General features: G+C 35.3%; 13 protein-coding genes and 2 tRNA genes. 2 read left to right on the top strand and 13 right to left on the bottom strand.

All coding sequences use genetic code 11. From position 1 onward, the window contains the following. Positions 1 to 2: 2 nt before the first annotated feature. The 5 genes from NQ163_RS06805 to NQ163_RS06785 form a co-directional block, all read right to left on the bottom strand. Positions 3 to 79 (bottom strand) — tRNA-Asp (locus NQ163_RS06805). A 77-nt stretch (positions 80 to 156) separates the two neighbouring features. Beyond that, positions 157 to 230 (bottom strand) — tRNA-Asp (locus tag NQ163_RS06800). A 166-nt stretch (positions 231 to 396) separates the two neighbouring features. Continuing rightward, entirely contained in the window at positions 397 to 933 is a 537-nt protein-coding gene (locus NQ163_RS06795; RefSeq protein WP_268189541.1) for an RsmD family RNA methyltransferase, read from the bottom strand. Further along, positions 924 to 1,772: a DUF3822 family protein gene (locus tag NQ163_RS06790; protein ID WP_268189539.1), complete on the bottom strand. Its 849-nt coding sequence runs from the start codon at positions 1,770 to 1,772 to the stop codon at positions 924 to 926. Before NQ163_RS06790 ends, NQ163_RS06795 begins: the two co-directional genes overlap by 10 nt. Before the next feature lie 17 nt (positions 1,773 to 1,789). Continuing rightward, positions 1,790 to 2,431 carry a hypothetical protein gene (locus tag NQ163_RS06785; RefSeq protein WP_268189538.1) on the bottom strand — a complete coding sequence of 214 codons (642 nt, stop codon included), beginning with the start codon at positions 2,429 to 2,431 and terminating at the stop codon, positions 1,790 to 1,792. Between the two features lie 89 nt (positions 2,432 to 2,520). On the opposite strand from NQ163_RS06785, the gene NQ163_RS06780 reads away from it, so the two are divergent. Beyond that, a complete protein-coding gene (locus NQ163_RS06780) occupies positions 2,521 to 3,954 on the top strand; it encodes an ATP-dependent DNA helicase (protein ID WP_268189536.1) in 1,434 nt (477 codons plus the stop codon). On the opposite strand, the gene NQ163_RS06775 is transcribed toward NQ163_RS06780, so the two are convergent. The 7 genes from NQ163_RS06775 to NQ163_RS06745 form a co-directional block, all read right to left on the bottom strand. Continuing rightward, on the bottom strand, positions 3,951 to 5,171 hold the full coding sequence (locus tag NQ163_RS06775; RefSeq protein WP_268189535.1) for a response regulator: 1,221 nt from the start codon (positions 5,169 to 5,171) through the stop codon (positions 3,951 to 3,953). The two genes, NQ163_RS06780 and NQ163_RS06775, sit on opposite strands and share 4 nt — an antisense overlap. Positions 5,172 to 5,215: 44 nt before the next feature. Next, a complete protein-coding gene (locus tag NQ163_RS06770; RefSeq protein ID WP_268189534.1) occupies positions 5,216 to 6,961 on the bottom strand; it encodes a phospho-sugar mutase in 1,746 nt (581 codons plus the stop codon). An 18-nt stretch (positions 6,962 to 6,979) separates the two neighbouring features. Next, on the bottom strand, positions 6,980 to 7,852 hold the full coding sequence (gene rfbD, locus NQ163_RS06765; RefSeq protein ID WP_268189533.1) for a dTDP-4-dehydrorhamnose reductase: 873 nt from the start codon (positions 7,850 to 7,852) through the stop codon (positions 6,980 to 6,982). Between the two features lie 9 nt (positions 7,853 to 7,861). After that, entirely contained in the window at positions 7,862 to 8,422 is a 561-nt protein-coding gene (gene rfbC / locus NQ163_RS06760) for a dTDP-4-dehydrorhamnose 3,5-epimerase (protein ID WP_268189532.1), read from the bottom strand. An 11-nt stretch (positions 8,423 to 8,433) separates the two neighbouring features. Then, positions 8,434 to 9,300, bottom strand: coding sequence for a glucose-1-phosphate thymidylyltransferase RfbA (rfbA, locus tag NQ163_RS06755; RefSeq protein ID WP_268189531.1), 867 nt, complete (start codon positions 9,298 to 9,300; stop codon positions 8,434 to 8,436). A gap of 86 nt (positions 9,301 to 9,386) precedes the next feature. Then, complete coding sequence (locus NQ163_RS06750; RefSeq protein WP_268189530.1) at positions 9,387 to 10,331, bottom strand: UDP-glucuronic acid decarboxylase family protein; 945 nt, start codon at positions 10,329 to 10,331, stop codon at positions 9,387 to 9,389. Positions 10,332 to 10,400: 69 nt separating this feature from the next. After that, positions 10,401 to 11,750: a UDP-glucose dehydrogenase family protein gene (locus NQ163_RS06745; protein ID WP_268189529.1), complete on the bottom strand. Its 1,350-nt coding sequence runs from the start codon at positions 11,748 to 11,750 to the stop codon at positions 10,401 to 10,403. A gap of 407 nt (positions 11,751 to 12,157) precedes the next feature. Between NQ163_RS06745 and NQ163_RS06740 the strand changes: the two genes are divergently transcribed. Then, positions 12,158 to 12,562, top strand: coding sequence for a hypothetical protein (locus NQ163_RS06740; protein ID WP_268189528.1), 405 nt, complete (start codon positions 12,158 to 12,160; stop codon positions 12,560 to 12,562). A gap of 67 nt (positions 12,563 to 12,629) precedes the next feature. Here the strand turns inward: NQ163_RS06740 and NQ163_RS06735 are convergent, their stop codons facing one another. Continuing rightward, positions 12,630 to 13,202 carry a PhnA domain-containing protein gene (locus tag NQ163_RS06735; RefSeq protein WP_268189527.1) on the bottom strand — a complete coding sequence of 191 codons (573 nt, stop codon included), beginning with the start codon at positions 13,200 to 13,202 and terminating at the stop codon, positions 12,630 to 12,632. Positions 13,203 to 13,442: the final 240 nt, after the last annotated feature.

The following is a 13,442-nucleotide window of genomic DNA, read 5'->3' as shown; positions in this document are numbered from 1 at the left end:
TTTGGCGGTCTGGACGAGACTCGAACTCGCGACCCCATGCGTGACAGGCATGTATTCTAACCAACTGAACTACCAGACCAAATTGGTACTGTTCTTAAATAATCCTAAACTTCGATTATTCTTGTTTCAATATTTTAAAGAACTTTCTCTTCTTAGCGGTCTGGACGAGACTCGAACTCGCGACCCCATGCGTGACAGGCATGTATTCTAACCAACTGAACTACCAGACCGTTTTTTTTGATAGCGATGCAAAGATAATGCAAGTTTTTTTACTTGCAATATCTAGTGGTGTTTTTTTTGCGATAAAAACTGAGTAATCTCAGTAATATAGCGGTTTTGAGTGTGTTACACTTTAATAAAAATATGCTTATTTTTTTACTTGTTGGTAATGGTTGATTATTTGTATTCGAAAAAACTAAAGTTAACACTTCCGTAGGTTCTTTTTTCTGTGAAATTTGGATGAGATGAGAAATCATTTTTAGATCCATGCTCAACTATTAAAGTGCCGTTTTTATTCAATAATTCTTTTTCGAATATCAAATCAGGAATGGTATTTAAGGTTTTTAAATCAAATGGAGGGTCTGCAAATATCATATCAAACTTTTGGCGACATGATTTCACAAAACGAAATACATCCGATTTAATTGGAAGAATTTGATCTAATCCCAGTTCCTGAACTGTTTTTTGTATAAAAGCAAAATGGCGATGATTTAATTCAACGCATATTACTTTCTCAGCTCCTCTGGAGGCAAATTCATAACTAATGCCACCTGTACCTCCAAAAAGATCAAGAACACTTAGATCTTCAATGTCTACAATGTTATTTAAAACATTAAACAGGTTCTCTTTTGCAAAATCGGTTGTAGGGCGAGCTTTAAAGCTTTTATCTGGTGTTATTCTTCTTCCTTTGTGAGTTCCACTAACTATTCGCACTCGGTTAAATTTAAAAGATTAATGAATTGATTGTATTCCTTGTGTGGAATCTCATTTTTAATTCTAAGTTTAGCTGGTAAAAGTTTTACCTCAACATTTGCAAGGTATTTTTTTAGCAACTGAATGGATTTACTTTCTTCTTGTACTAAACCATCAACTATTAGCTTACTTCTTTCGTTATTGAGTTTTTGCTGCTTGTATACATTTAAAATGTGATAGGCAAGGTCAGCATCCTCTTTGTAAGCAAAGCTATTTATAAAATGTTTGCCATTTCTATCAGGAATTATAATATGGAAATATTCCTTTTGTAAATTCACATAAACCTTAGGGTGATTATCAGCTATTTCATCCTTTATGGCAGTTTTATAAAAAGGAGTGGAGTGGTGGAAGAATTCTATTGTCGAAAACTGTTTTACAAGAATCTCTTTAAAGGATAAAGGTACAGCAAAAACATTCTTCGAATTCAATTGATCCAAATCGTTCCAATGCAACTCTGTATCACTACTTAAATTATGACACAGTTGGTAGCTCTCAAAAGCAAATTCTTCACTGAAAAATTCATTTGGAATGATTACTGCTTGATTAGAACCCCAAAGAACAGCAACAGAACTGTATTCTAAATTGAGCAGTTCGTTGTTCCGAATTAATTCTTTAAATGAATTTAAGGTGTCAGCTTCAGTATTCTGATTGAAAGCTTTAAATCGTTCCAGAGCTACACAGTGCTTATTTGCATTGAGTATAGAAAAAGAAAATCCATCCGAGCTAACTCGGATGGATAATTTATATTCTTTCGATTTGTCTTTATCAAATGTTGAATCAACAAATACAAGGTCGTTCATAAACAGTTTGTGTTTGTTTACTCCCAGTTACCAGCGTTGTTGTTCGCTTCTTCAAGTGAACCAACCATTAAACCAGGATATTTGTTCAAACGAATACGGTTTCCGTTGTCTTCTTTAATTTCTTCATTGTACTCTTCGTAAATATCTTCGAAGATAATCATGTTAGAAACTTTTGCTTCGAAAACTTGTACTTTAACTTGAGAACCAGTAACGAATACACCAGCACCCATCTTGAATTGATGTTTACCTTTCGTAAATGGAACAAATCTTAAGTTTTCGATTGGATATTCTTTTCCAAAAAGAGTATCAAGAGCTGAGATCATGATGGTATCACGAATAATGAAACCTTTCTTTACAGCTTCTTTCTCAGTCATACCAGCTTCATATTGCTCATCAGTTAGAGTTCCTTCTGACTTTACCAATGGCATTGAATCGGTCTTGATAAAACTGATCAATGTATCGAAACTTCCTGTATACTTACCATTAACATCTTTATAAGCAACTTGAGCTTTACGAATATCTTTTAGCTGATTGATAATTTTATCGTAACGTTGCTTCTTAATTTTACCATATTCAAGTGGTTTGTTAATGCTTTGGTAGCTTAAGTAAGCTAGTGCAACAATTGCTATGGCAAGTAAGATTTGAAAGACTTTTTTCATTTTTATTCTTATTAGTTTGTGTAAGTTTGTCTGCAAATTTAAAAAAAAAATCTATTTGGCTATTTTTATATCCATAAAATTTAACGGAAATGCTAAAAAATCATGTGGCTGAGAAGATTAAGGAACACCTTAATTTTGCTCCAACAAGCGATCAAACTAAGGCTATAGTTGGTTTAGCGGATTTTGTGACCCGAGTTCAAAATCAAAGTATATTTTTGTTAAAAGGATATGCCGGAACTGGAAAAACAACTTTAGTAAGTGCGCTAACTTCAACTTTGAGTGATTTTAAAATAAAATCGGTGTTGTTGGCACCTACTGGTCGTGCGGCAAAAGTGTTAAGTCAGTATGCAAAAAAGCCTGCTTTCACCATCCATAAAAAAATTTACCGACAAAAATCACTTGCTGATGCAGAGGCTGTTTTTGTAAAGGATAGAAACCTAAATGCCAACACTGTATTTATTGTTGATGAAGCTTCGATGATTTCAAATTATTCGCCAGAAGCATCTTTCTTTGGTTCGGGTTGTTTGTTGGATGATTTGATTGAATATGTTTACTCCGGGAAAAATTGCAGATTAATATTGATTGGTGATTCAGCCCAGTTGCCTCCTGTTGGTCTGGATATTAGTCCAGCACTTGACCCTGAAGAATTGCGTGCATGTTATCATTTTGATATCGAAGAATTAATTTTAAGGCAGGTAGTTCGACAAAACAAGGAGTCAGGAATTCTCATGAATGCTACCGAATTAAGAAACATGCTAAATGAGCAGAGAGAAGGATTTCCGGTTTTAAGTACTCAGAACTATCCGGATATTTATAAAATAGGTGGAGGTGAACTGATTGAGGAGTTGTCTTCTGCTCATTATAAATATGGGGTTGAGGATACTATTGTAATAAGCAGATCGAATAAACGGGCAAATCGCTTTAACCAGGGAATTCGCAACACAGTGATGTATCGAGAAGAAGAAATATCAGCGGGCGATTTGTTAATGGTTGTGAAGAATAACTATTTCTGGGCTCACGATATCGAAAATATGGATTTTATTGCCAATGGTGATATTGTTGAGATTGTAAAGATTCGCAAGCATATTGAATTGTATGGTTACCGTTATGCTGATGTTACTGTTCGTTTTCCTGATTACAATGATGTGGAATTGGATACCATGATATTACTGGATACTTTAGATATTGAAACTGCTTCGTTGGGATATGAGGAAAGCAAAAAACTATTTTTCACCATTGCAGAAGACTATTCGGATATCAGAGTCAAGAAAAAACGTTACGAGAAGGTTAGAAACAATAAATTCTTTAATGCTCTGCAAGTTAAGTTTGCTTATGCAGTAACCTGCCATAAAGCACAGGGCGGACAATGGAAAGCTGTGTTTGTTGATCAGGGTTACCTTACTGATGAATTGTTGAATAGAGAATATTACAGATGGCTGTATACAGCTTTAACACGTGCTACCGAGAAATTGTATCTTGTAAACTTTAAGAAGGAATTTTTTCCTGATGAACCAGAATTTTAAAGTTCAATACCGATAACAAGGATATCATCGGTTTGTTCATTGCTATTTTTCCACTTCTCTAACCAGGTAAATATATCCGACTTTTGCAGGTTGATTGATTTGGTTTGGATTTCTAGCAATTTTTCAAAAAACTGTTTTCTTTTCAGTCTCTTTTGCTGATCACCACCCAATTGGTCAGTAATACCATCGCTATATAAGAATATTCTATCGCCAGGTGAAAACTTAATTTTATTGACTGTGAATTCAACAAATTCAGATTCCTTTCCAATGGAGTTTCTATCTCCTGCAATTTCAAATAAAGAGAATTGTTCATTGCTCAACTTGGCCTCTGTGTCTTCGTTGTTTACAATTAACTGAGAATTATTTTCTCTGATTAAAACCAATGATCTTTTGGCGCCAACAAATTCAATTAATTGTTCTTGCGGATAGATTGAACAGAAAATACCATCCATTCCATCATATTGTGTATAAGTGTCAGCTGATGTATTTAATAACTTACTAAACTTTCTACTTAGTAAGGGGAAAATTTGTTGAGCTTGAATTTCGTTGCCGTTTTGAGACAAGGTGTGTAATTCCATTTGTCCCATTACAGTTAACATAGCCGCAGGAACACCATGACCAGTGCAATCGAAAACACCAATACTGTTTTTGTGGAAATTTTGCTGAATCCAATAAAAATCTCCTCCTACTACATGTTTAGGCAAATTAATGATGAATGATTTAGGATATAATCTTCTAAAATGTTCTGCATCGGGAAGAATTGATCGTTGAATGCGTTGAGCATGAATCATTCCCTGATGAATGTCGTAATAGGATTTGTATTTAGAGATTTCCTGTTTTTGCTCATTAATTTGGAATGCAATCAGAACCTTTGTTTGTAATTCGGTAAAATCGATCGGCTTTTTTACGTAGTCTTGAGCTCCAAGGTTCAGTGTAGCTTTAATGCTTTCCATCTCGGTTTTCGCCGTAACCATAATTACGGGAATTTCTTTAAGCCTATCGTTTGCCTGAATTCGTTCCAGAACTTCAATTCCATCCATAACGGGCATCATGATATCCAGTAAAATAACATCAGGTATATTACCTTCTAGCCAGGCAAGAGCTTGTTGGCCACTTTCCTTTGATATTACTTCATAATCACGTCTAAAATATGCCTCAATCAACTTATTGTTGATAGGTGAGTCGTCAACAGAAAGAATTGTTTTCTTGGTGTCCATAAATAAAATAAGTGTAGGGTAGCAGTAACGCTACCCTAAAAATATTAGTTTAAATTCAAAGAATCTATTATTCCTTCAATTTTTTTATTTGCTTTTTCTTCAGTAGCATAGAAATCTTCTAAAGAAGGCAATTCTTCGCGTACCTCGAAATAGTATTTGATTTTTGGTTCAGTACCAGATGGACGAACAGAAATTTTAGATCCATCCTCTAAGTAAATCTGAAGAACATCTGCCGTTGTTTCAAAATCAAGATCAGTAGCTTCTCCTGTAATTGGATTTGTAGCTTTTCTTGTTGTGTAATCTTTAATTAATACAACTGGCGATCCGTTAATTTCTTTTGGCGTGTTAAACCTGTAATCGTGCATCATTTGTGCAATTTCCTGAGATCCTTGCAAGCCTTCACGAACGATATAAATCATTTTTTCTTTAGAAAATCCGTATCCTAAATAGATTTCTTTTAAGATGTCAAAAAGGTTTTTACCTTGATCTTTCGCCCATGCTGCAATTTCAGCCATAATACTACAAGCAGATACTGCATCTTTGTCGCGGGTAAAATCTCCTGGCATGTAACCGAATGATTCCTCTCCACCACCTACATAATTTTTTTCAGGATTTTTGCGCATTACATCCGCAATCCATTTAAATCCAGTGTATGCATCGAAACATTCTACATTGTTTTTTTCTGCTACATCCTTGAATAATTCTGTAGTTACAATGGTTTTTACAACGTAATCATTACCAGTAAGTAAACCTAACTCTCGTCTTCTTTTGATCAAATAATATGTGAAAATTAAAGCAGTTTGATTACCGTTGATAATTTCCCATTCACCCTTGTCATTTTTAACCGAAATTCCCAATCTGTCTCCATCAGGGTCGCAAGCCATTACCAAATCAGCATCAACTTCATCAGCTTTATCTACAGCCATTTTTAATGCTTCTGGTTCTTCTGGATTTGCAGACCAAACCGTAGGGAAGTTTCCATCAATAACATCTTGTTCAGGAATGTGAATTACATTTTCGAAACCGTAATTTGCCAATGAATCAGGAACCAATTTTACAGTTGTTCCATGCAAAGGGGTAAATACAATTTTCAAGTCTTTTTGGTTCTGAATTGCTTCAGGTGATAGACTTAGAGTCTTGACGGTATCAAGGTAAAGCTTGTCCATTTCAGCACCTAAAACTTCAATCAAATCAGGATTTCCTTCAAATTTGATGTCTTCAACCTTTACTGCCTTTACTTCGTTAATTACATTTTTATCGTGTGGAGGCACCAATTGAGATCCATCTTCCCAATATGCCTTGTATCCATTGTATTCTTTTGGATTGTGTGATGCTGTGATGATAACACCTGACTGACATCCCAAATGACGAATTGCAAAGGACATTTCTGGAGTAGGACGCAAGTCTTCGAAAATGTAGGCTTTGATTCCATTAGCTGAAAAGATATTTGCTACGGTATCAGAGAACAATTTACTGTTGTTTCGGCAATCATATCCAATGCAAATCGAAATTTGCTCTTTGTCAGGAAATGATTTGTTTAAATAGTTTGCCAATCCTTGAGTTGCAGCACCTACAGTATAAATATTCATACGGTTGGTTCCAGGTCCCATTTTTCCTCTTAATCCACCTGTTCCAAACTCTAAATCTTTATAAAATGAATCTATTAAAGCCGTTTTATCTTCCTGATCAAGAAGTTCTTTTACAGCATCTTTTGTCGCTTGATCATAATTCCCCTCTAGCCATTTGTTGGCTGTTTCAATTACACTGTCTAAAATTTCCGTTTTGTCCATTTTCGAAAAATTTCTTGGTTAACTTTTTATACGATTGATACAATGCGATATCCTTCCCCTCCAGTGTGGAATATCAAGCTCAAAAATATGTTTAATTTTTGATTTATTCAAGACGCTATAGTGAGGTCTTTTTGCTAAAGTTTTAAAACTCTCGCTATCAGTGCTGTTGATTTTACATTTGTTGTTGGCAACAATTTGTATTTCGGTTGCAAAATCGAACCAGCTGCAAACACCTTCATTTGAATAGTGGTAGATGCCAAAATCTTCGAATCGATTGTCTTTTTCCAATCTTTCGATGATATGTATTATGTACTTAGCCAAATCATATGCATAGGTTGGTGTACCAACTTGGTCGGTGACAACTTGCAGCTCATCTCTTTCTTTTCCAAGATTCAACATGGTTTTCAAAAAGTTTTTCCCGAATGGAGAATACAACCAGGAAGTTCTAATTGTGATATGATTTGGACAAATTTCCTGAAGGTAATTTTCACCTTTTAATTTGGTGTCCCCATAAACACTTTGCGGCTCAGTTTGCTCTTCTTCGCTATAAGGTTTGAATCCTTTGCCAGAAAAAACATAGTCGGTTGAGATGTGAATTGGAATAATGTTGTTTTGCTTTGAAATGGTGGCCAGGTTCTTTACAGCCTCGGCATTTAACAGCTCTGCCATTTCTTTGTTTTCTTCTGCTCCATCTACATTAGTGTAGGCAGCACAATTTATCAGATAACTAATTTTTTTACCTGCAAGGAAGTTTTCAATGTCGGCAAATGAAGTGATATCCAGTTCTTCGATGTCGGTAAAAACAAAATGGATATTTGGATAATTCTTTGATAACTCTTTGATCTCAGATCCCAATTGTCCTTTGCTTCCTGTTACTAAAATATTTGTCATGAGTGACTTTTATTTTCCAAATTTGAAATTCTTTTCAGCATCATTAAAGTTTGGTAAAACCTTATCCTTTGGTGAAACTATCGCATTTTCAGGATTTATTCTCCAATCGATATTTAAATTTGGATCGTTAAAATTAAGACCTCTTTCAGCCTCAGGATTGTATAAGTTGTCACACTTATAAACAAAAGTTGCTGTTTCGCTTAGTACTGAGAATCCATGAGCAAAGCCTCGTGGAACTAAAAACTGTACTTTATTTTCAGCTGATAATTCAATGCCTCTCCATTTTCCATAGGTAGGCGATCCTTCTCTTAAATCAACAGCCACGTCAAAAACTCTTCCTTCAATTACGCGAACCAATTTCGTTTGAGAATATGGAGCAAGTTGATAGTGCAAACCTCTAATTACACCATAGCTTGATTTTGACTCATTGTCTTGAATAAAATTCAAGTTTAGATTGTGCTTAAGGAACTCCTTCTCGTTATAGCTTTCGAAGAAATAACCTCTTTCATCTTCAAAGATTTTTGGCTGTATGATTAATAAATCGGGAATTTCGGTTTTTATTATTTCCATTTCTTAGCTTGTTATTCTTTACTGATTCGAATCAAATATTGACCGTATTGATTTTTTAACAATGGTTCAGCTAGTTTTAAAAGTTGCTCTTTGTTAATAAATCCATTGCGATAGGCTATCTCTTCAATACATGCAACTTTTAATCCTTGTCGCTGCTCAATGGTAGCAATAAAATTCGAAGCTTGCAGCATGCTTTCGTGTGTTCCCGTATCTAGCCAAGCCATTCCACGTCCTAATACCTTTAAACTAAGCTTATTTTCTTCCAAGTAAATTTTGTTCAGATCGGTAATTTCAAGTTCACCACGTTTCGATGGTTTTAATGATTTTGCTTTCTCAACAACCGTGTTATCGTAAAAGTACAAACCGGTTACCGCATAGTTCGATTTTGGATTTTCAGGCTTTTCTTCCAGGCTTTTTACCAATCCATTCTCATCAAATTCAGCAACACCATATCTTTCAGGATCATTTACATGATATCCAAATACGTATGCTCCTTCGGTTAATTTTGCCGATTCTTCCAGCTGCTTGCTAAATTCATATCCATAGTAAAGATTATCTCCCAGGATCATACAAACAGGACTATCGCCAATAAACTCTTCACCAATAATAAAAGCCTGTGCCAAACCATCAGGCGATGGTTGTTCTGCATAAGAAATATCCAGGCCATACTGACTGCCATCATCAAATAAATTTTTATAAAGAGGGAGATCTTTTGGAGTTGAAATGATAAGAATCTCCTTGATGCCGGCAAGCATTAAAACCGATAATGGATAATAAATCATCGGTTTGTCGTAAATTGGTATAATTTGTTTTGAGATACTTTTTGTGATTGGGTAAAGTCGCGTACCCGATCCTCCGGCTAATATAATTCCTTTCATATATATTTATTTTGAATTTCAGTGTAAGTGTTTGGCTTGGAATAAATGCTTAGGCAATCTTTATTTTGGCCGTACTATTTTATATATTATTGATTTTTTAAAAGTGTATCAAAATAAGAGATGGTCTTTTCTAACCCTTCTCTTAATTGAATTTTTGGTTCCCAATTGTTCAGTTCCTTTTTGGCAAGGCTAATGTCTGGTTGTCTTTGTGTAGGATCATCTTGCGGTAAAGGGAGATTAATGATTTTAGATTTTGAATTGGTTAATTCAATTACGTTTTGAGCAAGTTCCAAAATGGTAAATTCATTTGGATTTCCAATGTTAACAGGTCCTGTAAAGTTATGGCGCGTTTGCATCATTCTCGACATGCCTTCTACCAAATCATCAACATATTGAAAACTTCTGGTTTGCGATCCATCACCAAAAATCGTAATGTCTTCGTTTTGTAAAGCCTGTACAATAAAGTTCGATACTACACGGCCATCATCAGGATTCATATTTGGACCATAAGTATTGAAAATACGTATGATTTTAATGTCAACATTATTTTGATTGTGATAATCCATAAATAAGGTTTCGGCACAACGTTTCCCTTCGTCGTAGCAAGAACGAATTCCAATTGGATTTACATTTCCCCAATAATCTTCTGTTTGTGGATGAATTTCAGGATCACCATATACTTCACTGGTAGATGCCTGTAGAATTCTAGCCTTAACACGCTTGGCCAATCCCAGCATATTAATGGCACCCATAACCGAAGTTTTAATGGTTTTTATAGGGTTGTATTGATAATGAACTGGTGATGCCGGACAGGCTAAATTGTAAATATCATCAACCTCGGCAAAGTATGGAGCCGTAACATCGTGACGTACCAATTCAAAGTATGGGTTATCAAGAAGGTGAGCAATGTTTTTTTTCGAGCCAGTAAAATAGTTGTCAAGGCAAATAACATCATTCCCTTCTTTAAGAAGGCGCTCGCATAGATGAGATCCAATAAATCCTGCACCTCCTGTAACTAGTACTCGTTTCATGTGTGTATAGTTAAATTCCTCCCAAGAAGTTGGGAGGAATTGATGTTGTAAAAATAATGATTAATTTAATTATTTAGCAAGAACTTTATCATCTACGCCAATAACTTCTCTACCGATAGAGTAGTAGGTGTACTCATTGTCCTTCATTTCCTCGATGTCGTAAATATTACGTCCGTCGAAAATGATCTTGTTTTTTAATAGTTTCTCCATTACTCTGAAGTTTGGAACTTTAAATTCGTTCCACTCGGTAATGATAATAAGAGCATCAGCATCAATCAATGCTTCGTACTGATCTTTTGCATATTGAATTGAATTCCCAATTCTTCTTTCGCACTCTTCCATAGCAACAGGATCGTAAGCAACAATTTCAGCACCTTCCTTAAGAAGTTTGTCAATAACTACCAATGCCGGAGCTTCACGCATATCATCGGTGTTTGGTTTAAATGATAATCCCCAAATACCAAATTTCTTGCCTTTAATATCTCCATCGAAATGAGACATCACCTTTTTGTAAAGAACACTTTTTTGACGGTTGTTAACCAATTCAACCGATTTAAGAATTTCAAGTGGATGCCCCATCTGTTCAGATGTTTTAACCAATGCTTGAACATCTTTAGGAAAACAAGAACCGCCGTAACCTGTTCCAGGGTAAATAAATTTATTTCCAATGCGTGAATCCGAACCAATACCCTTACGTACATTGTTTACATCTGCGCCAACAATTTCACATAGGTTTGCGATATCGTTCATGAATGAAATTTTTGTTGCAAGCATCGAATTAGCTGCATATTTGGTCATCTCGGCAGATGGAATATCCATAAAAATCACAGGATGATTGTTCATTAAGAATGGCTTGTACAATCGCTTCATTACCTTTTGCGCTTTCTCCGATTCTGTACCAATCACTACGCGATCAGGTTTTAAGAAATCATCGATTGCTGCACCTTCTTTCAAGAATTCAGGATTCGAAGCCACGTCAAAAGTTAAATCTGAATTTCTTTTGGCTAGTTCATCCTGAACGGCTGCTTTAACTTTTTTAGCAGTACCAATTGGTACAGTACTTTTGGTTACCACTACCATGTAGTGTTGTGCATATTTACCAATTTCTCGGGCAACTCCAAGTACGTATTGTAAATCAGCACTACCATCTTCGTCAGGAGGTGTGCCTACAGCAATAAACACCGCATCGGCTTCAGTTATACTATCTTTTAAACTGGTTGAGAAAGACAAACGGCCTTTTTCCATATTTCGAGTAACCATAGGAGTTAATCCCGGTTCGTATATTGGAATAATGCCTTTGTTTAGGTTGTCAATTTTCTTTTGATCAACATCAACACAAGTAACGGTGATACCAGTTTCTGCAAAACAGGTTCCCGAAACAAGACCAACGTAACCTGTACCAACAATAGTAATGTTCATATAGATAGTTTTTTAAGTGATTGCTTACGGATTAAGTTTTCTACCCGTAAATTAAAACAAAATAAATTAAAGTAATAGTCTCTTAGAAGCAGCATTTTTGCCTCTTTAGCGGCTAATGTTATTTTATTACGGAAGATCTGTCGAATAGTTTCTTGTAAGAAGTTAAAATTTATATTGTTGAGAATGTTTGCAAGTTTTTAGAGATGAGACGCTGGGGTGAGTATTAAAAGAAGTTAAAGTTTGTTGTCGATATGTTATAAGGCAACTGTTTTTGTTATTTTTCACTTAGCCTATCCCAGGAAAAGAATAATTGTGTATGGATTTAATCGTCATAAGGATTATTAAGGAAATTTGTTGTTAAGTAAAATGCGTACTATCTTTAAAAATCTAATTTAAGCCTTTAACTAATGAAAATCACTTTAAAACGCCCTTTTGAAAAGATAAATGGAAATGTACCCTATCGTATTTATCTAAATGGTGAAAATTATACTGAGTTAAAAAGTGGAGAAGAAAAAGAGCTTGAAATTAATTCCGCAGGAAAGCTTTGTGCTAAAATTAGTTGGTGTGGTAGTGAAAATATTTCCGACCTGAAGGAGGGAGATGAAATTGAAGTAAGTGGGAGAGTGTTTTATAATAGAGTGCTGCCATTCTTGCCTGCAACCTTGCCATTGTTGAGTGTTTTTGCTTTTATGGATGGAATTAGTGAGTTTTGGAAGTATGTCTTATTAATGCTTATGGCATTGTTGTTAATAGGATTTGTTGCATCAATAAGTGTTTTTAGAACCAAATGGATTAGGATAGAGCGTAGGTAGTATGATATAAAAAAAACAGGAAACCAATAAGGGTTCCTGTTTTTTGTTAATCGCAAAAAGCAGATTGTTACATTTTCTTCACATACTTGGTAAGAATGTAGATTTGTTGTCCTTCTACACGTCCTTCGATATGAGTTGGATCATCAGCAACCAATGAGATTCGGCGAACTGCAGTACCACGTTTGGCGGTAAAACCTGCACCAGAAACTTTAAGGTCTTTGATTAATACCACGCTATCGCCAGCTTGTAACTCAACACCATTGCTGTCGATGTGTTTTACCTTGTCTTCATCATCTTCACCTTCGCCGGTAGCTTGTGCCCAAGCCATGGTTTCTTCGTCAAGATAAAGCATGTCTAGTAAATCTTGAGGCCAGCCTTCTGTTTTCAATCGGTTCAACATTCTCCAAGCCATAACCTGTACTGCAGGAACTGTACTCCACATGCTATCATTCAAACAACGCCAGTGGTTGGCATCCATTTTATCTTTGTCTTCCATTTGCTCGTGGCAAGTTCCGCAAACCAAAATGTGTTGGTCTGCCGATCCGTTCGATGGAGTAACTTCGTATGGTTTTAAACCTTCGCTAGCACCACACAATTCACAAACCGAAGAGCGTGATTGTAATTCTTTTTCTAAGCTCATTGTAATTTGATTATTCTTCGAAATTTGCTGCAAAGGTAAGGGAGAATTAAAATTATGCCAGTTAAATCACAAAAATTGTTTTAATAGGGGAGTAGAGAAAAATATAGTATTGGGAGATAAATTCATAACTCATCATTTATAATTTTTAATTTAAGTAGTACATTCTAAATAGCTCAATTTCGCTCTAAGTGTATGTTTTATTACAAGATTTTGCGAAAAAAATGTCGTAACTTGTATATT

The sequence above is a fragment of the Marinifilum sp. D737 genome, from assembly GCF_026672275.1.
Lineage (GTDB): Bacteria > Bacteroidota > Bacteroidia > Bacteroidales > Marinifilaceae > Marinifilum.
Note: the sequence above shows the minus strand (reverse complement) of the source record. Positions and strands in the feature narration are given on the sequence as shown.